The organism is Pseudomonas solani (genome assembly GCF_026072635.1).
GTDB lineage: Bacteria > Pseudomonadota > Gammaproteobacteria > Pseudomonadales > Pseudomonadaceae > Metapseudomonas > Metapseudomonas solani.
Genome location: NZ_AP023081.1, coordinates 2870350 through 2887013, shown reverse-complemented (window position 1 = coordinate 2887013; position 16664 = coordinate 2870350). Strand labels below are relative to the sequence as shown.

At 68.3% G+C, this 16664-nt stretch carries 15 protein-coding genes; 7 read left to right on the top strand and 8 right to left on the bottom strand.

The genetic code is table 11. The features are described 5' to 3' along the window. Nucleotides 1-316: 316 nt before the first annotated feature. Nucleotides 317-787 (top strand): BRO-N domain-containing protein, encoded by a 471-nt coding sequence (locus PSm6_RS13025; RefSeq protein ID WP_265170359.1) that lies wholly within the window; start codon nucleotides 317-319, stop codon nucleotides 785-787. Between the two features lie 185 nt (nucleotides 788-972). Here PSm6_RS13025 and PSm6_RS13020 read toward each other — a convergent pair whose 3' ends face one another. Next, complete coding sequence (locus tag PSm6_RS13020; protein WP_009615518.1) at nucleotides 973-1131, bottom strand: YqaE/Pmp3 family membrane protein; 159 nt, start codon at nucleotides 1129-1131, stop codon at nucleotides 973-975. A 129-nt stretch (nucleotides 1132-1260) separates the two neighbouring features. Here PSm6_RS13020 and PSm6_RS13015 point away from each other — a divergent pair, with 129 nt between their 5' ends. From PSm6_RS13015 to PSm6_RS13005, 3 genes are all read left to right on the top strand, one after another. Beyond that, the gene (locus PSm6_RS13015; RefSeq protein WP_265170358.1) at nucleotides 1261-2724 is read left to right on the top strand and encodes a sigma-54 interaction domain-containing protein; all 1464 of its coding nucleotides are present in this window, start codon (nucleotides 1261-1263) and stop codon (nucleotides 2722-2724) included. A 596-nt stretch (nucleotides 2725-3320) separates the two neighbouring features. Next, a complete protein-coding gene (locus PSm6_RS13010; protein ID WP_265170357.1) occupies nucleotides 3321-4706 on the top strand; it encodes a GntP family permease in 1386 nt (461 codons plus the stop codon). A 136-nt stretch (nucleotides 4707-4842) separates the two neighbouring features. Next, nucleotides 4843-6405 (top strand): acyl CoA:acetate/3-ketoacid CoA transferase, encoded by a 1563-nt coding sequence (locus tag PSm6_RS13005; protein WP_265170356.1) that lies wholly within the window; start codon nucleotides 4843-4845, stop codon nucleotides 6403-6405. A 342-nt stretch (nucleotides 6406-6747) separates the two neighbouring features. Here the strand turns inward: PSm6_RS13005 and speB are convergent, their stop codons facing one another. Both speB and PSm6_RS12995 read right to left on the bottom strand, forming a co-directional pair. Beyond that, entirely contained in the window at nucleotides 6748-7710 is a 963-nt protein-coding gene (gene speB, locus PSm6_RS13000; protein WP_111264757.1) for an agmatinase, read from the bottom strand. 43 nt (nucleotides 7711-7753) lie between these two features. Continuing rightward, a complete protein-coding gene (locus PSm6_RS12995) occupies nucleotides 7754-8836 on the bottom strand; it encodes a polyamine ABC transporter substrate-binding protein (RefSeq protein ID WP_265170355.1) in 1083 nt (360 codons plus the stop codon). Between the two features lie 110 nt (nucleotides 8837-8946). Between PSm6_RS12995 and PSm6_RS12990 the strand changes: the two genes are divergently transcribed. Continuing rightward, nucleotides 8947-9846 (top strand): LysR family transcriptional regulator, encoded by a 900-nt coding sequence (locus tag PSm6_RS12990; protein WP_265170354.1) that lies wholly within the window; start codon nucleotides 8947-8949, stop codon nucleotides 9844-9846. A gap of 182 nt (nucleotides 9847-10028) precedes the next feature. Here PSm6_RS12990 and PSm6_RS12985 read toward each other — a convergent pair whose 3' ends face one another. The 3 genes from PSm6_RS12985 to PSm6_RS12975 form a co-directional block, all read right to left on the bottom strand. Next, a complete protein-coding gene (locus PSm6_RS12985; RefSeq protein ID WP_265170353.1) occupies nucleotides 10029-11375 on the bottom strand; it encodes a glutamine synthetase family protein in 1347 nt (448 codons plus the stop codon). Nucleotides 11376-11550: 175 nt separating this feature from the next. Beyond that, nucleotides 11551-12108: a helix-turn-helix domain-containing protein gene (locus PSm6_RS12980; protein WP_236209745.1), complete on the bottom strand. Its 558-nt coding sequence runs from the start codon at nucleotides 12106-12108 to the stop codon at nucleotides 11551-11553. A 24-nt stretch (nucleotides 12109-12132) separates the two neighbouring features. Beyond that, entirely contained in the window at nucleotides 12133-13422 is a 1290-nt protein-coding gene (locus PSm6_RS12975; protein ID WP_021221561.1) for an NAD(P)/FAD-dependent oxidoreductase, read from the bottom strand. Between the two features lie 200 nt (nucleotides 13423-13622). Between PSm6_RS12975 and PSm6_RS12970 the strand changes: the two genes are divergently transcribed. Together PSm6_RS12970 and PSm6_RS12965 are read left to right on the top strand one after the other, a co-directional pair. Beyond that, a complete protein-coding gene (locus PSm6_RS12970) occupies nucleotides 13623-14144 on the top strand; it encodes a tetratricopeptide repeat protein (RefSeq protein ID WP_021221560.1) in 522 nt (173 codons plus the stop codon). Between the two features lie 8 nt (nucleotides 14145-14152). Next, on the top strand, nucleotides 14153-14479 hold the full coding sequence (locus PSm6_RS12965; RefSeq protein ID WP_265170352.1) for a DUF2388 domain-containing protein: 327 nt from the start codon (nucleotides 14153-14155) through the stop codon (nucleotides 14477-14479). Here PSm6_RS12965 and PSm6_RS12960 read toward each other — a convergent pair. Together PSm6_RS12960 and PSm6_RS12955 are read right to left on the bottom strand one after the other, a co-directional pair. Further along, nucleotides 14470-15240, bottom strand: a complete 771-nt coding sequence (locus PSm6_RS12960; RefSeq protein ID WP_021221558.1) for a COG4705 family protein — start codon at nucleotides 15238-15240, stop codon at nucleotides 14470-14472. The genes PSm6_RS12965 and PSm6_RS12960 overlap by 10 nt on opposite strands. Then, complete coding sequence (locus tag PSm6_RS12955) at nucleotides 15240-16592, bottom strand: GGDEF domain-containing protein (RefSeq protein ID WP_265170351.1); 1353 nt, start codon at nucleotides 16590-16592, stop codon at nucleotides 15240-15242. The genes PSm6_RS12960 and PSm6_RS12955 overlap by 1 nt, the downstream gene beginning before the upstream one ends. Nucleotides 16593-16664 lie beyond the last annotated feature (72 nt).

The following is a 16664-nucleotide window of genomic DNA, read 5'->3' as shown; positions in this document are numbered from 1 at the left end:
CCGCGTCTCTCCGAAGATTCCTACCCACCCTCGCCATTGCCGGCCTACAAGGCCGCTCTGTAGCGTCTCCCACCGTCATGCCTCGGCATGGCCGGGAGTGGAATCCCGAACTTGAATGCCATCGCAACACCGCCATAAGCAGGCCCAACGAAAGAACGCAGTCTTCGAGGGCCTGGCCATCTATGGCGGACCGTGCGAGGAGGGCGAAAGCCCGCCGGTGGTGGCATTCAAACCGGTATTCCACACCTCGTACGGTCCGCCACCCTTATGCGCCCTGGATCAGGTGGCGGCTCCCCTGCAAGGAAGGAGTCTCATCATGTCCCACGACTATTTCGTTCCCAGCGTCTTCCACCGTCACCATCGCGCGTTTCGCGCGCTGCTCATCGATGACCAGGCCTGGGTCGTCGCCGGCGACCTCGGCCCGCTCACCAATCGCCATATCGACGACAAGCTGACCCGCAAGCTGGACCCGGACCAGTGGCGCAACGAGCGCGTGGAGAACCACCAGGGCGCGGTGGAAACCCTGTTGCTGATCAGCGAGAGCGCCGTGTGCGAGCTGCTCAAGGTCAACTTCTATCACCCCGAGCACCGTGGCTTGCGCCAGTGGATCACTGGCGAGGTGATCCCTGCCCTGCGCTCCCAGGCCACGCCGCACCTGCCCCGCCAGCGCCGGGTGACCTGGCAGGGCAGGGAGTTCAGCGTCATGGAATGGCAGGGCCGCCAATGGGTGCGGGTGAAGGATGTGGCGGAGTTGTTCGAGGGCGGCGAACTCGCCACGCTGCAATAGAACGGAGTCGGGGACGCATGGCGTCCCCGTTCCTTTTAACGCCCGTCACGAAGTTGAAAAACGTAGGCGAGGCAGCCGATGCAAGGCGAAAGCGGCCGAAAAAGCGCAGTTTACGCATGTAAATGAGCATTTTGAGGGCGCTTTTAACGCAGCAGCGGCAACGCAGCTAGTTTTTCAGCAGCCGGCTAGCGCTTGGCGATGATATACACCGCATGCACGATGCCGGGGATGTAGCCCAGCAGGGTGAGGAGGATGTTCAGCCAGAAGGCGCCGCCGAAACCCACCTGCAGGAACACGCCCAGCGGCGGCAGGATGATGGCGATGAGGATGCGGATCAGGTCCATGCAAAAGCTCCTTGTAGGGAAATTCGTCTACCTCCTGATCGACTGCCGGCGAGCGCAAAGGGTTCCTTGCCGATGTTTCGGCGCCCCGCCCATAATCCGTCGCTCCCGCCCCTCCGGACCTCACCGCCCATGGCCATCTCCCGCGACGACCTCGACGAACACGGCCTGATCATCGGCGTCTCGCCCGAGCGTTTCCGCGCCGTGGCGATGCCCCTGCTGTTCGATCACCTCAACGCCCAATGCGAGGGCACCATCGCGGTGAACCGCCAGGCGCGGATCGTCTGGATCAACGACAAGTACGCGCAGAAGATCGGCATCGCCGACCCGCGCAGCGTGCTCGGCAAGGAGGTGGAGGAGGTGCTGCCGGCCAGCCGCCTGCGCGAGGTGGTGGGCAACGGGCTGCCGAGCATGCTCGACCTGATGGCCTTCGGCGACGAGCACTTCGTGGTCACCCGCATCCCCCTGCGCGACGAGGACGGCACCCTGGTCGGCGCCCTCGGCTTCGTGCTGTTCGACCGCGCCCGCCACCTGCAGCCGGTCATGGCCAAGTACAACCAATTGCAAACCCAGCTGGCCGCCGCCCAGCACGAGCTGGCCCGCGCCCGCCGTGCGCGCTACACCATCGCCGGGTTCATCGGCACCAGCGCCGCCGCCAGCGAAGTGAAGCGCCAGGCCCGCCGCGCCGCCCAGCTGGATGCCACCGTGCTGCTGCGCGGCGAGACCGGCACCGGCAAGGAGCTGCTCGCCCAGGGCATCCACAACCTGTCGCTGCGCTCCAGCGGGCCCTTCGTGGCGGTGAACGTGGCGGCCATCCCGGAATCCCTGGTGGAGGCGGAGCTGTTCGGCACCGCGCCGGGCGCCTTCACCGGCGCCGACCGCCGCGCGCGGGCCGGCAAGTTCGAGCTGGCCGACGGCGGCACGCTGTTCCTCGACGAGATCGGCGACCTGCCCCTGCCGCTGCAAGCCAAGCTGCTGCGCGTGCTGCAGGAGCAGGAGGTGGAGCCGCTGGGCTCCAACCAGGTGAAGACACTGAACGTGCGAGTGATCGCCGCCACCCATGTGGACCTGGAGGCCAAGGTGGCCGCCGGCGAATTCCGCGAAGACCTCTACTACCGCCTCAACGTCCTCGCCCTGCGCGTGCCGCCCCTGCGCGAGCGCCGGGAAGACCTGCCCGCGCTGGTGGACTACCTGCTCGACGACATCGCCACCCGCTCCGGCCAGCCGCCGCTGGAACTGCAGCAGGGCGCCCTCGACCTGCTCTGCGCCCAGCCCTGGCCGGGCAACGTGCGCGAGCTGCGCAACCTGCTGGAACGGGCGCAGCTGCTGGGCGATGGCAACCGCCCGCTGGAGGCGCGCGACCTGCGCACCCTGCTGGTGGACCCGCAACCGGCCGCCCCCACCCCCGCGCCCGCAGCGGTCGCCGAGCCCGCCCCACCCGCCGTGCGCCCATTGGCAGACAGCCTCGCCGAGGCGGAACGCGCGGCCATCCTCACCGCCCTCGCCGCCTGCGACGGCAACCGCACCCAGGCCGCCGAACGCCTCGGCATCGCCCGCGCCAGCCTCTACAACAAGCTCCAGGCGCACGGGTTGTAGGTAGGCCTGCGGGCCGGCACGCCAGCGGCATACCCCGCGAAGCTCCCAGGCCGGCGTAGGGTGGATCGCGCTTCATCGATCCACGCGGTGCGGGGTTGGTCGCCGGGCAGGGCGTGCCTTCCCTGCGGCCACGGCGTTTGGGGGCGGGCGCGGTGGTGGATGGAAAGAGCGCCATCCACCCTACAAAACGCCCAGGCCGGCGTAGGGTGGATCGCGCTTCATCGATCCACGCGGTGCGGGGTTGGTCGCCGGGCAGGGTGTGCATTTTCCTGCGGCCACGGTGTTTGGGAGTGGGCGCGGTGGTGGATGGAAAAGCGCCATCCACCCTGCAGATCCGGGCACCTCGCGGCGGGGTATGGAATGTCCATATTTCTGGACAACGATGGAAATAGGTGTCCAATAATCAAGACACCATCCAATTAATTGGACACTTCAAGCGCCCCCTCGTCTCCCGGCTAAATTACCCCCACCCCAGCACCAGCGCCTTCCCCAGGGCTTTTCAGCCCACCTGGCACAGCTTTCGCTCTATACCGGCAAAGGGCCGACCCAGGCCCGGCCGCTGCGGCGGTTCAAAACAACAACAAGAAGGAAATCCCATGGGTACCCTCGGAATCCTGCTGTCCCTCGCACTGCTGATGTTCCTGGCCTATCGCGGCTACAACGTGCTGATCCTGGCGCCGCTGATGGCGCTGCTGGCGGTGCTGTTCGCCGGTGATGCGGCGTTGATGCTGCCCACCTACACCCAGGTGTTCATGAAGTCACTGGGCGGCTACCTGATCCAGTTCTTCCCGCTGTTCCTGCTCGGCGCCATCTTCGGCAAGTTGATGGACGACTCCGGCTCGGCCCGTGCCATTGCCCAGGGCATCGTCACGCGGCTGGGGCGCGAGCGGGCCATCCTCGCCATCGTGCTGGCCTGCGGGCTGCTGACCTACGGCGGCGTGTCGCTGTTCGTGGTGGCCTTCGCGGTGTACCCCATCGGCACCGCGCTGTTCCGCGAGGCGGGCATTCCCAAGCGGCTGCTGCCCGGCGCCATCGCCCTGGGCGCCTTCACCTTCACCATGACCGCCCTGCCCGGCACCCCGGCGATCCAGAACGCCATCCCCAGCCCCTTCTTCGGCACCGACGCCTTCGCCGCGCCCATCCTCGGGCTGATCGGCGGGCTGATCATGCTCGGCCTGGGCAGCTGGTGGCTCGCCGCCCAGGCCCGCACGCTGATGGCCGCCGGCGAAGGCTATGGCAGCCACAAGGACGACCCGACCGAGCAGAGCGGCCTGCCGGTGACCGGCTTCTGGCTGGCGCTGCTGCCGATCCTGCTGGTGATCGCGCTGAACTTCCTGATGGCCAAGCAGGTGCTGCCCAACCTCGACACCAGCTACCTGGCCAAGCCCGAGTTCGGCGGCCTGCAGGACGCCAAGTCGGTGATCGGCATCTGGTCGATCATCGTCGCCCTGGGCGCGGCGGTGCTGCTGCTCATCGGCCTGCACTGGCGGCGCTGGGTGGACCTGAAGCAGAGCCTCAACGACGGCACCTTCGGCTCCATGCTGCCGATCCTCAACACCGCCTCCGAGGTGGGCTACGGCACCGTGATCGCCTCCCTCGCCGGCTTCGTGGTGATCCGCGACCTGGTGCTGAGCGTGCCGGGCAACCCGCTGGTGTCCGAGGCGGTGGCGGTGAACATCCTCGCCGGCATCACCGGCTCCGCCTCCGGCGGCATGTCCATCGCCCTCAAGACCCTCGGCGCGCAGTACCTGGAGATGGCCAACGCCGCCGGCATCAGCCCCGAGCTGCTGCACCGGGTCGCCGCCATGGCCTCCGGCTGCATGGACACCCTGCCCCACAACGGCGCGGTGATCTCGCTGCTGGCCATCTGCAAGCTGACCCACCGCGATTCCTACAAATTCATCTTCATGAACACGGTGATCTTCCCGCTGCTGGCCCTGGTGGTGGTGATCACCCTCGGCAGCCTGTTCGGCAGTTTCTGATGTGCGGCTCGTGGGAGCGAATTCATTCGCGATGCGGCCCGCAGGGGCGCCCCGGGTCCGCTGCGCGGCCCTTCGCGGCTGAAGCCGCTCCCACGGGAGAAGCAGGCCGCCCCCAATTCCACGCTCGAGGTATGACATGAGCAAAGTGATGAGCGCCGCCGAGGCGGTGGCGCGTATCCCCGACAACGCCCATCTGGCCACCGGCGGCTTCGTCGGCATCGGTTTCGCCGAGGCCATCGCCATCGCCCTGGAGCAACGCTTCCAGGCCGAGCAGGCGCCGCGCGACCTGACCCTGGTCTACGCCGCCGGCCAGGGCGACGGCAAGGGCCGGGGCCTCAACCACCTGGCCCACGAGGGGCTGGTACGCCGCGTGATCGGCGGGCACTGGGGGCTGGTGCCGGGGTTGCAGAAGCTGGCGGTGGAGAACCGCATCGAGGCCTACAACCTGCCCCAGGGGGTGATCTCCCAGCTGTTCCGCGACATCGCCGCCGGCAAGCCGGGGCAGCTGTCGCGGGTGGGCCTCGGCACCTTCGTCGACCCCGAGCACGGCGGCGGCAAGCTCAATGCCCGCACCACCGAGGAGCTGGTGCGGCGCATGCCCCTCGACGGCGAGGACTACCTCTTCTACAAGACCTTCCCCATCCACGTCGGGGTGGTGCGCGCCACCAGCGCCGACGAGGACGGCAACCTGACCATGGAGCGCGAGGCGCTGACCATCGAGAGCCTGGCCATCGCCATGGCCGCGCGCAATTCCGGCGGCCTGGTGATCGCCCAGGTGGAGCGGGTGGTCGCCCGTGGCTCGCTCAACCCGCGCCAGGTGAAGATCCCCGGCATCCTCGTCGACTGCGTGGTGGTGGCCGCGCCGGAGCATCACCAACAGACCTTCGCCACCGCCTACAACCCGGCCTTCGCCGCCGAGGTGCGGGTGCCCGAGGGCAGCCTGCCTCCCATGCCGCTGGACCTGCGCAAGCTCATCGCCCGCCGTGCCGCCCTGGAGCTCAAGCCCGGCGCGGTGGTGAACCTGGGCATCGGCATGCCCGAGGGCGTGGCGGCGGTGGCGGCGGAAGAAGGGGTGATCGACCTGCTCACCCTCACCGCCGAGCCCGGCGTGATCGGCGGCGTGCCGGCCTCGGGCCTGGACTTCGGCGCGGCCTGCAACCACAGCGCGCTGATCGACCAGCCCTACCAGTTCGACTTCTACGACGGCGGCGGCCTGGACCTCGCCTTCCTCGGCCTGGCCCAGGCGGATGCGGCGGGCAACCTCAATGTGTCGAAGTTCGGCACGCGCCTGGCCGGCGCCGGGGGCTTCATCAACATCAGCCAGAACGCCAAGGCGGTGGTCTTCGTCGGCACCTTCAGCGCCGGCCCGCAGGACATCCGCATCGAGAACGGCGCCCTGCGCATCGTGCAGGACGGCGAGCTGCGCAAGTTCGTCCGCGAGGTGGAGCACCGCACCTTCGCCGGCCGCCTCGCCGCCGAAGCCGGCAAGCCGGTGCTCTACGTGACCGAGCGCTGCGTGTTCCGCCTCACCACCGAGGGCCTGGAGCTGATCGAGGTCGCCCCGGGCGTGGACATCGAGCGCGACATCCTTGCCCGCATGGACTTCCGTCCCCTCGTCAACCAACCCCGGCTGATGGATGCGCGGCTGTTCCAGGAGGCCCGCCTGGGCCTGCGCGCCATGATCGACGGTTGTGCGTGAAACCACGGGCCCACCCTTGGGCCCGTGGCTTTTTTCAGGCTTATCCCGTAGCTCCCTGTGGGAGCGGCTTCAGCCGCGATGCTCGTGCTTCACCTCGTTCGCGAATGAATTCGCTCCCACCGAGCCAGAGCGCTCCGTAGCCCGGGCTTCAGCCCGGGAATCCCTCTGCCTGGCACCGCCTCCGTAGGAGCGAGCTCTGCTCGCGAACGCTCCTCGCCGACATCACCGCCGGCCCCGGACTGAAGTCCGGGCTACAGGTGGCAGCCCCTGTGGGAGCGGCTTCAGCCGCGATGCTCTTGCTTCACCTTGTTCGCGAATGAATTCGCTTCCACAGAGCCGCGCCTACCGTTCCCCCAACTTATGCCGCGCGGCGTACAGGCAGATCATCTCCATGGCCAGGGTGGCGCCGGCCAGGGCGGTGACTTCGGCGTTGTCGTAGGGCGGCGCCACTTCCACCACGTCCATGCCCACCAGGTTGATGCCGCGCAAGCCACGGAGGATTTCCAGCGCCTGGTGGCTGGAGAGCCCGCCGCACACCGGCGTGCCGGTGCCGGGAGCGAAGGCCGGGTCGAGGCAGTCGATGTCGAAGGTCAGGTACACCGGGTTGTCCCCCACCCGCGCGCGGATGCGCTCGGCGATCTGCTCCGGGGTGTGGCGGTGCACCTCGCGGGCGTCCAGCACCTGGAAGCCCATCACGTCGTCATTGGTGGTGCGCAGGCCGATCTGCACCGAGCGCGCCGGGTCCACCAGGCCCTCGCGGGCGGCGTGGAAGAACATCGTCCCGTGGTCGATGCGCTGGCCCTCTTCGTCCGGCCAGGTGTCGCTGTGGGCGTCGAAGTGGATCAGCGACAGCGGCCCGTGCTTGGCGGCGTGGGCCTTGAGCAGCGGGTAGCTGATGAAGTGGTCGCCGCCCAGGGTGAGCATCGCCGCGCCGGCCTCGAGGATGTGCGCGGCGTGGGCCTGGATCGCCTCCGGCGTGTGCTGCGGCGTGCCGTGGTCGAAGGCGCAGTCGCCGTAGTCGATCACCGCCAGGTGGTCGAAGGGGTCGAACTCCCAGGGAAAGTGCCGCGCCCAGGCCATCTGCACCGAGGCGGCGCGGATGGCGCGGGGCCCGAAGCGGCTGCCGGGGCGGTTGGTGGTGGCGGTGTCGAAGGGCACCCCGCTCACCACCAGGTCGACGCCTGTGAGGTCGCGGCTGTAGCGCCGGCGCATGAAGCTGGTGATGCCGGCGTAGGTGGCTTCGGCGGCCGTGCCCAGCAGGCTCGGCCGGGTGATGGCCTGGTCGTTGTCGTAGGCGTGTTCCATGTCATCGGGCTCCATCGGTGGGGTGTTTCCCGTCTGCGCGGGTTCAGTACTGGGTGCGGAAGCGCGTCCAGAGGCGGGTGCGCTCGCGCTGCTGCTTGAGGGTCAGTTCCTGCTCGCCGAACAGGCGGTCGCGCACGGCCTGGGGCGGGTAGATGTCCGGGTCGTTGGCCACCGCCGGGTCCAGCAAAGGCGTGGCGGCCTGGTTGGCGTTGGCGAAGAACTGGCTGTTGGTCAGCTCGGCGATGGCCTCGGGGCGCAGCATCCAGTCGATGAAGGCATGGGCCGCCTGGGGGTGCGGCGCGTCGGCGGGGATGGCCAGGGTGTCGAACCAGATCAGCGTGCCCTCGCGGGGGATGCGGTAGACCACCTCGAAGGGCATCTTCGCCTCGCGGGCCTGCTCGGCGGCGATGGCGGCGTCGCCGTTGTAGGTCAGCGCCAGGCAGATTTCGCCCTTGGCCAGGTCGTTGATGTGCTTGCCGGCGCCGACGTAGCGCAGGTTCGGCTGCAACGCGGTGAGCAACCCGTGGACCGCCGCGAGGTCGGCCCTGGCGGTGCTGTATGGGTCCTTGCCGAGGTAGTGCAGGGCGACGCTGATGACCTCCTGGGGCGAGTCGATCACGGCGATGCCGCAGTCCTTCAGGCGGCTGGCGTACTCGGGCTTGAACAGCAGGTCGAGGCTGTTCAGCGGTGCGTCGGGGATGCGTTGCTGCACCGCGTCGCGATTGATGCCCAGGCCGATGGTGCCCCAGGTGTAGGGCACGCCGAAGCGGTTGCCGGGGTCGACGCTGGCGAGCTTGGCCAGCAGCTGCGGGTCGAGGTTGGCGTAGTGCTGCAGTTGCTCGCGCTGCACCGGCTGCACCGCATTGGCCTTGATCGCCCGCGCCAGGCCGCTGCTGGCGGGGAACACCACGTCATAGCCGCTGCCGCCGGTCATCAGCTTGGCGTCGAGGGCCTCGGCGCTGTCGAAGATGTCGTACTTCACCTTGATGCCGGTCTCGGCCTTGAAGCGCTCCAGCGCCTGGGGCGGGATGTAGGCGGACCAGCTGTAGAGGTTCAGCTCCCGGTCCTGCCCATGGGCGGGCAGGACACAGGCGGCGAGCAGGGCGAACAACAGGGAAAGGCGCATGGCGAAAGCTCCCGGAGCGGTGATGGGGCGATCCTGCGCCAGGCTTTGCTTCGGATAAATATGAAGTGTTCTACTTTGGCATCGCTCGCCATCGATGTTTGGAGATTCACATGCTCGCCCAACTCCAGGACCTGGACCTGCAACTGCTCAGGCTGTTCGTCACCGTGGTCGAAAGCGGCGGCTTCAGCGCCGCCCAGGGTGCGCTGGGGGTGGGCCAGTCCACCATCAGCACACAGATGGCCAAGCTGGAGACGCGCCTGGGCTTTCGCCTGTGCGAACGGGGCAAGGCCGGCTTCCGCCTCACGCCCAAGGGCGAACAGGTGCTGGCGGCGACGCGGCGGCTGTTCGGCGCCATCGAAACCTTCAAGGGCGAGGCGCGGGGCATGGCCGACATGCTCCTGGGCGAGCTGCGCATCGGCCTCTCCGAGTCCCTCGACGATGCCGTGATGCAGCGCCTGGCCGACGCCATCCGGCGCTTCCGCGCGCGCCGCCAGGCGGTGCGCATCGAGCTGCTCAGCGCCATGCCCGCCGAACTGGAGCGGCGCCTGCTGCAGGACCAGCTGCACCTGGCCATCGGCTACTTCTCCGGCAACCAGCAGGCGCTGGAGCACCAGCCGCTGTTCGTCGAGGAGCAGTTGCTGTTCTGCGGCGCCGGGCACCCGCTGTTCGACCGCACGCGCGTGACCGAGAGCGACCTGCGCCACTGCGACCGGGTGCTGCACCCCTACCGCTTCATCGGCGAGGCCGAGCCCTTCCAGTCCGCCGCCAGCAGCGCGGTGACCGAGCAGGTGGAAGGCACCCTGGCGCTGATCCTCTCCGGCGCCCACATCGGCTACCTGCCCCGCCACATCGCCGCGCCCTGGGAGGCACGCGGGCAACTCCGCGCCCTGCTCCCGGAGCGGCTGGGCTTCAACGTCGAATTCCGCCTCACCCACCACCGCGGCCGCGAACCCAGCGAAGCGCAGCAGGCGTTCGTCGAGGATCTGGTGGCCGCCTTCGGCGGAGCTTGAAGTTGATTTAGCTGGAAGCCAGAAGTCCAGAAGCTGTGCAGCTTTCGTACGCCTGGGAGCACCCGGCATCCAAGCGGGTGGACCACGCTTCACCGGCCCACCATTCGGCGTCGTGTCGAACGCCGACCGCGTGGGTTTCGCTACGCTCTACCCACCCTACGCAGGACACTTCCAGCTTCCAGCTACATGTACCACCGATATTCCCGCGCGCTGACTTCGTTGATGAAGTCGAGGTACTCCTGGCGCTTGTTCTCGCAATAGACCATCACGAACTCGCTGCCGAGGCCTTCGTTGACGGCAGCGCTCTGGCGCATGGCGGCGACGGCGGCGGGCATGTCGGTGGGGAAGTCGATGCCGCTGGAGCGGTCTTCGTTGAGCGGGGGGATGGGCTCTTTCGCGGCGTCGAGGCCGTGTTCCATGCCGGTGAGGATGGCCGCCAGCACCAGGTAGGGGTTGGCGTCGGCGCCGGCCAGGCGGTGTTCGATGCGCAGGTTGCGGCCGTCGGATTCGGGGATGCGGATGCACGCATCGCGATCTTCGAAGCCCCAGCTGGCGCGGCTGGCGGCGTTGACCATGGCGCCGTAGCGGCGGAAGGCATTGTGGTTGGCGGCGAAGATCGGCATGCAGTGCGGCAGCAGCTCCAGGCAGCCGGCCACGGCGTGGCGCAGGGGGCGCTGGCCATCGGCGTCGAGCAGGTTGGTACCGGCCTCGTCGTAGAGACTGACGTGCACGTGCATGCCGCTGCCCGGCGCGTCCAGGTAGGGCTTGCTCATGAAGCTGGCGCGGTGGCCGTGCTTCAGCGCCACGCCTCGGGTGCTGCGGCAGAACAGGGCGGCCCAGTCGGCAGCCTGCAGGCCGTCGTCGCAGTGGCCGAAGTTGATCTCGAACTGCCCCGGGCCCAGTTCGGCGGTCATCACATTCGCCGCCACGCCCTGCTGGTTGGCCGCCTCGACCATCTCGTGGAGCACGGTGGAGAAGCGCGACAGCCGCTCGATGTGCATGTTGGGCTGGTCGTCCTCGTCGTCGCACAGGGCGTCGCGGGGGAACTGTGGCAGGCCGTCCTTGAGCGTGCGGTCGAACAGGTAGAACTCCAGCTCGAAGGCCACCACCGGACGGATGCCACGGCGCGCCAGGCGCTGCAGCACACGGGCCAGCACTTCGCGCGGCTCGAACTCGATGGGCGCCGAGGTGCCGTCGGAGGTGATCAGCATCTGCCCCAGGGGCTGGCGCTCCCAGCACACCGGCTTCAACGTGCCCGGCACCAGGCGCCGCGGCGCATCCGGGTCACCGTCGGCGAAGCAGTAGTCACCGATGGGGTACAGCCCGCCCTGGGTGCCCAGCAGCACGCAGTTCTGCGGCAGCTTCAGCGGGCCGCCGGCGGCGACCTTCTCCAGCATCTCCACCGGGTAGCGCTTGCCGTAGAAGTGCCCGGGGATGTCCAGGCAGATCAGGTCCACGTAGCGGATCTCCGGGTACCGGGCACGGAAGGCACGCACTTCGGCGAGCAGGTCGGGATGTTGCGTATTCATTTCTTCTTGTCCTTCGCACACAGGGAGTTGCGGGGAAATTCGGATCAGAACCGTCGCGAGCGAAGGACGGGCAAGGCGAAATCAGGCGAGGACGCGGAGTTTACGAGCCGTAAACGAGCAGTCCGAGCCTGGTTTCAACGCAGCCTGGCCGAGCGCAGCAGGTTATGGCCGGATTTCAGGTGAATACCCATAAGACCCGCGTTGGTTTATCGGAAAGGTTGGCGTAGCGGAACTGCGCGTGGGCCGGCAGCTGGAAGCTGTCGTTGGGCTGCAGCACCACCGGTTCCTCGGCGTCGTCGAGCCAGATGCTGAGCTCGCCTTCGAGCACGAAGCCGCCCTGCTCGGAGCTGTCGTCCAGGTGGCCTTCGCCGCTGGTGGCGCCGGGCTCCAGGTGGCTTTCGAGCATGGAGAAGCCGGCCGACATGTTCGGCGAGGCGAGCACGTCGGTGATGCCGCCGGCGTAGTAGAGCGTGCGGCGCTCGCCGGGGCGGGTCACCCAGCGCACCTCGCGGGGCTTGCTGAGGCTGTAGAAGTAGGTGGTGGGCACGCCCAGGGCCTCGCTGATGGCGGTGAGGTCGGCCACCGTGGGGCGCGACAGGCCGCGCTCCACCTGGGAGAGGAAGCCCACCGAGCGGTCGATGCGCGCGGCCAGTTCGCCCAGGGTCAGGTTCTTGTGCTTGCGCAGGTCGCGGATGAGGATCGCGAGGCCTTCGATCTCGTCTTGCATGTCCATGTCGAATCTCCTTCGGTGCCGGCGTCAGGCCAGGTCGCGCAAGCGATACCAGGCTTTGCCGGCGGCTTCCAGCGGTGCGGCCAGCAGCGAGCCGCCGGGGAAGCGCGGGTTGTCGAGGCCCTGGTAGAGCGCCAGCAGCTGTTCGTCGCCGAGGATGGCGTCGGCCACCGCGCGGGCACCGGCCAGGGTTGGCAGGATGCCGTGGCCGGAGAAGCCCTGCAGCCAGTAGCGCTGGCCCTGGCGGCCGATGTCGGGGGTGCGCTTCATGGTCACGTCGATGTGGCCGCCCCAGCCGTAGTCGATCTGCACGCCCTTGAGCTGCGGGAACACCCGCTCCAGGTAGGGCCGGGTGGCCGCCGGCACGTCCTTGGGCAGGCCGCCCAGGTAGGTGCAGCCGCCACCGAACAGCAGGCGGTGGTCGGGGGTGAGGCGGAAGTAGTCGGGCACGAACTGGTTGTCGATCACGCAGCTGTTCTTCGGCAGCAGCGAGCGCGCCAGCTCCGGGTCCAGCGGCGCGGTGGCCACCTGGTAGGAGCCCACCGGCAGCAGGCGCGAGGACAGCTGGCGGTCCAGGCCGTCGACGTAGGCGTTGCAGGCCAGCACCAGCACGTCGCCACGCACCTCGCCCTCGGGCGTGCGCGCCACGTAGCCGGCCGGCGTCTCGCGGTATTCCAGCACCTGGCTCTGCTCGAAGATGCGCCCGCCGGCGGCTTCGATGGCGGCGGCCAGGCCCTGGGCCAGCTTCAGCGGGTTGAGGTGGGCGGCCTCCGGGTCATAGAGCGCCGCCTTGTAGCGCGGGCTGTCGATCCACTCCGGCAGCTCGTCGCGCTCGATCAGGCGCATGGCGTCGTAGCCCCACTTCTGCTCGGCGTCACGCTGGGCCTCGCGCAGCAGTTCGACGCGGCGCTCCAGCACCGCCGTCCACAGGCTGCCGACGCGGTAGTCGACATCGAAACCGTGGCGCTGCGGCAGCTCGCGCATCTCGCCTGCGGCCCAGCGCATGCTGTCCCACAGGCGGCGGGTGCGCTCCTGCCCCAGTGCCTTTTCCAGCGGCGGCATGTCGCACGACCAGCCCAGCAGCGCCTGCCCGCCATTGCGTCCGGAGGCCGCCCAGGCCACGCGGCTGGCCTCCAGCAGCACCACGCGCTTGCCGGCCAGGGCCAGGCGCAGCGCGGTGTGCAGGCCGCTGAAGCCGGCGCCGATGATCAGCACCTCGCAGTCCAGGCTGCCTTGCAGGCGCGGGCGCAGGGGGATGGAGCCGGGGTAGCTGGCGGCGTACCAGGTGCCGACATGCTGGGCGGATTGCTTGAACATGCGAGGCCTCATGAAATTTAAATTGATAAATTTCATGAAAATCTAGCATCTGATTTTCACAAAGCCAAGCGACGAAATGCCGACGATCACGACCGGCTCACAGGATGGCGTTGCACCCCTGGCAAAAGCTGTTGTCGGATACGCCGTCTGACTACCGTATGAAGCACGCCGCAAAACCTGGCGGCGGCAGGAGTGAATGGATGAAAGCGATACACCTGGCGGCGCTCTGCGCCCTGGCCCTGCTGGCCGGCTGCAGCCATGACCAGCCCAAGCCCGAAGCACCGCCGCAGCGCCTGCCCAACCAGGTGCAGGACCAGCCCACGCCCCTGGAGCTGCTGCGCACCAACGCCGAGCGCGGCGACCTGGAAGCGCAGTTCCAGCTGGGCAGCCACTTCTTCGTGGCCAAGCCCGCCGACCTCAAGCAGGCGGAGTTCTGGTGGAAGCGTGCCGCCGACAAGGGCCACGCCATGGCGGCGGTGAGCCTCGCCTACCTCTACACCGGGCGTAACGACCCGGCCTACGCCAACCAGCAGGCGATGCTGCAGTACCTCAACCAGTCCGCCGCCACCGGCAACCCGATGGCCCAGCACGTGCTCGGCAGCCTCTACCTCAAGGGCGAACAGGGCGTGCCGCGCGACCCGGACCAGGCCCGTCGCCTCTACCAGGCCGCCTGTGGCCAGCGCTACGAAGCCAGCTGCGCGGCACTGAAGACCCTGCCCTGACCCCTACCATGCGCCCGACACTCTCGCTCTGCCTCGCGCTGCTGGCCCTGCCAGCCGCCGCGCTGGCCGACGAAGGCTCCGGCTCCTGGCTGCTCAGCAGCAGCGCGGCCATCACCTTCGCCCCCGCTACCACCAGCAACCTCAGCCAGGAGGAGCGCCAGCCGGGCATCCAGGCCCAGGCGCGGGACGATGCGATGGCCTTCGTCGCCAGCGATGGGCGCATCCGTGGCGCGCAGCTGGAGCGCACCCTGCAGGAACTGCACCGACAACCGGCGACGGCGAGCGCCGACGACATGAGCCTCGCCCGCGCACTCGCCGCCTCGGCCTATCGCTGAGGCGTGCGCACCAGCGTCAGCCCCGCGTAGGCGGCGCGCTGGCGCTGCACCCAGGTCGCGTACACCACCAGCACCAGCAGCACGCCACCGAGCACCAGGGAGGAGCCGACGGTGCCGAAGTCCAGCCCGCCCTTCTCGTGGGTCTTGGTCAGCACGTCGCCCAGGGTCGCGCCGAAGGGCCGGGTGAGCACGAAGGCCAGCCAGAACAGCAGCACGGTGGAGATCCGCGTGAAGTAATGGGCCGCCACCACCAGCGCCAGGGCACCGCCGATCAGCAAGGCACCACCGGCGAAGCCGAGCCCGGAGTCATCGGCGAGGAAGTCGCCCAGCGCCGTGCCCAGGGTGTTGGAGAAGAGGATCGCGCCCCAGTAGAACAGCTCGCCGCGCCGCGAACGGATGCGGTCCACCGACAGCGACCCCTCGGTGACCCGCCACAGCGCGAAGATGCACAGCAGGATGCCCACCAGGATCGCCGAGCCGGTGGCATAGCCCAGGCCCAGGGTGCGGTCCATGAAGTCCGACATGGTGGTGCCGGCGGTGCTGGTGGAGAGGATCACCGCCCAGTACACCAGCGGGTTGTAGCGCTTGCTCGCCAGCTGCGTGAGCAGGGTGGCGAAGAAGGCGCTGATGAGGATCAGCGAGCTGATGGCGTAGCCAACGTCCAGGGTCATCGACAGCAGGTCCCCGGCGGTCTCGCCCAGGGTGGTGGCGCAGATCTTCATGATCCAGAAGGCCAGGGTGATCTGGGGCAATTTATTCATCACGACTCCCGGGGCCCGCACGGATGTGGCTGCCTGATGGATGCAACCCTCTGCGCGGACACGGACCCGGTCTGCCCAGCGCGAGGCGAGAGTGACCGGGAAGGAGTGAAAACGCGGTGAAGGAAGGATGAAAAAAACATCACCCGAGTGGGCTCAGCCCACTTCGGCGGCCAGGGTCGCGCGGTTGCGGCCCCCCCTTTCGAGGTGTAGAGCGCCTCGTCCGCCCGCTTGTAGAGGCTGTCACGGGTGTCGCCAGGCTGGCTCAGGGCCATGCCGACGCTGACGGTCAGCACCGGGCCGATGTTGGAGCCTTCGTGGGGAATGGCCAGCCCCTCGATGCGCCGGCACACCTCTTCCGCCACCCGCTCGGCGAACACCGGCACCAGGTCGCAGAACACCAGGGCGAACTCCTCGCCACCGAGCCGCGCGGCGAAGTCCAGGGAGCGCCGGGGCGTGCTCTGCAGGGCCTCGGCCACCGCCTTGAGCACCGCGTCCCCGGCCGGGTGGCCGTAGAGGTCGTTGTAGCGTTTGAAGAAATCCACATCCACCAGCATCAGCCCCAGGCAATGGCGCTCGCGCTGGCTTTCACGCAGGGAACGATCCAGCAGGATCTCGAACATGCGCCGGTTGCACAGGCCGGTCAGGCTGTCGCTGTCGGCCAGCTCCTTGAGCGCCGCGCGGGTGAGGAACTGGCGCCGCGTGGCCGACTCCTGGAAGTAGCGCGACATGCCGGCGAAGAACATGGCGACCAGCGGGTAGATGGACAGCGCGACGAAGTCGTCGAGATACCCCGCCGGCAGAAAGGCCGGGATCGCCACCAGCATGGTGATGAAGGTGACCAGCGCGCACACCACCGACCCCCAGTAGCTGTAGCCCACGGGAAAGAAGATGGCGATCAGCACCAGGATCATGCCGTCGATGTTGAAGGGCATCCCGACCTGCTCCAGCACCTGCATGTAGAGGATGTTGCTGACCAGCGTCGTGGTGCCGATGAAGAACACGGTGCAGGGCACCCAGAAGGCGCCGGCCGAGCGATCGTTGCCGTAGAGCACCATGGTCGCCGAAAGCATGATCCCGGCCAGGGCGATCAGGCGCATGCCGAAGATCGCCGGGGTCAGCGTCGCATCGTAGTGGCGCAGGGCGTAGAAGATGTCGAAGCCGAGGAAGAACAGCAGCGCCAGCAGCAGCGTGCAGAGGGCGCCGATTCGCGTGGTGCGAAAGGCCCGGTAATTGGAGATGCGGTACTCCGCCTCCAGTTCGGGCTCGAAACGCAGCCATCCAAAGCCTTTGTTGAGCTGCCGCGTGTAACGGCTCTCGGCGTAGTGGCTGAGCAACAGCTGGACCTTATCCATCCCTGACCTCACCTCCCGCACCCTCAGGTAAACAGCTTCCAGGGGATCGCCCATACAAAGCCGACTTGGCGA

Coding starts and splice junctions, on each gene's coding strand:
- PSm6_RS13025 (WP_265170359.1), top strand. CDS start 317: ATGTCCCACGACTATTTCGTTCCCAGCGTCTTCCACCGTCACCATCGC.
- PSm6_RS13020 (WP_009615518.1), bottom strand. CDS start 1,131: ATGGACCTGATCCGCATCCTCATCGCCATCATCCTGCCGCCGCTGGGC.
- PSm6_RS13015 (WP_265170358.1), top strand. CDS start 1,261: ATGGCCATCTCCCGCGACGACCTCGACGAACACGGCCTGATCATCGGC.
- PSm6_RS13010 (WP_265170357.1), top strand. CDS start 3,321: ATGGGTACCCTCGGAATCCTGCTGTCCCTCGCACTGCTGATGTTCCTG.
- PSm6_RS13005 (WP_265170356.1), top strand. CDS start 4,843: ATGAGCAAAGTGATGAGCGCCGCCGAGGCGGTGGCGCGTATCCCCGAC.
- speB (WP_111264757.1), bottom strand. CDS start 7,710: ATGGAACACGCCTACGACAACGACCAGGCCATCACCCGGCCGAGCCTG.
- PSm6_RS12995 (WP_265170355.1), bottom strand. CDS start 8,836: ATGCGCCTTTCCCTGTTGTTCGCCCTGCTCGCCGCCTGTGTCCTGCCC.
- PSm6_RS12990 (WP_265170354.1), top strand. CDS start 8,947: ATGCTCGCCCAACTCCAGGACCTGGACCTGCAACTGCTCAGGCTGTTC.
- PSm6_RS12985 (WP_265170353.1), bottom strand. CDS start 11,375: ATGAATACGCAACATCCCGACCTGCTCGCCGAAGTGCGTGCCTTCCGT.
- PSm6_RS12980 (WP_236209745.1), bottom strand. CDS start 12,108: ATGGACATGCAAGACGAGATCGAAGGCCTCGCGATCCTCATCCGCGAC.
- PSm6_RS12975 (WP_021221561.1), bottom strand. CDS start 13,422: ATGTTCAAGCAATCCGCCCAGCATGTCGGCACCTGGTACGCCGCCAGC.
- PSm6_RS12970 (WP_021221560.1), top strand. CDS start 13,623: ATGAAAGCGATACACCTGGCGGCGCTCTGCGCCCTGGCCCTGCTGGCC.
- PSm6_RS12965 (WP_265170352.1), top strand. CDS start 14,153: ATGCGCCCGACACTCTCGCTCTGCCTCGCGCTGCTGGCCCTGCCAGCC.
- PSm6_RS12960 (WP_021221558.1), bottom strand. CDS start 15,240: ATGAATAAATTGCCCCAGATCACCCTGGCCTTCTGGATCATGAAGATC.
- PSm6_RS12955 (WP_265170351.1), bottom strand. CDS start 16,592: ATGGATAAGGTCCAGCTGTTGCTCAGCCACTACGCCGAGAGCCGTTAC.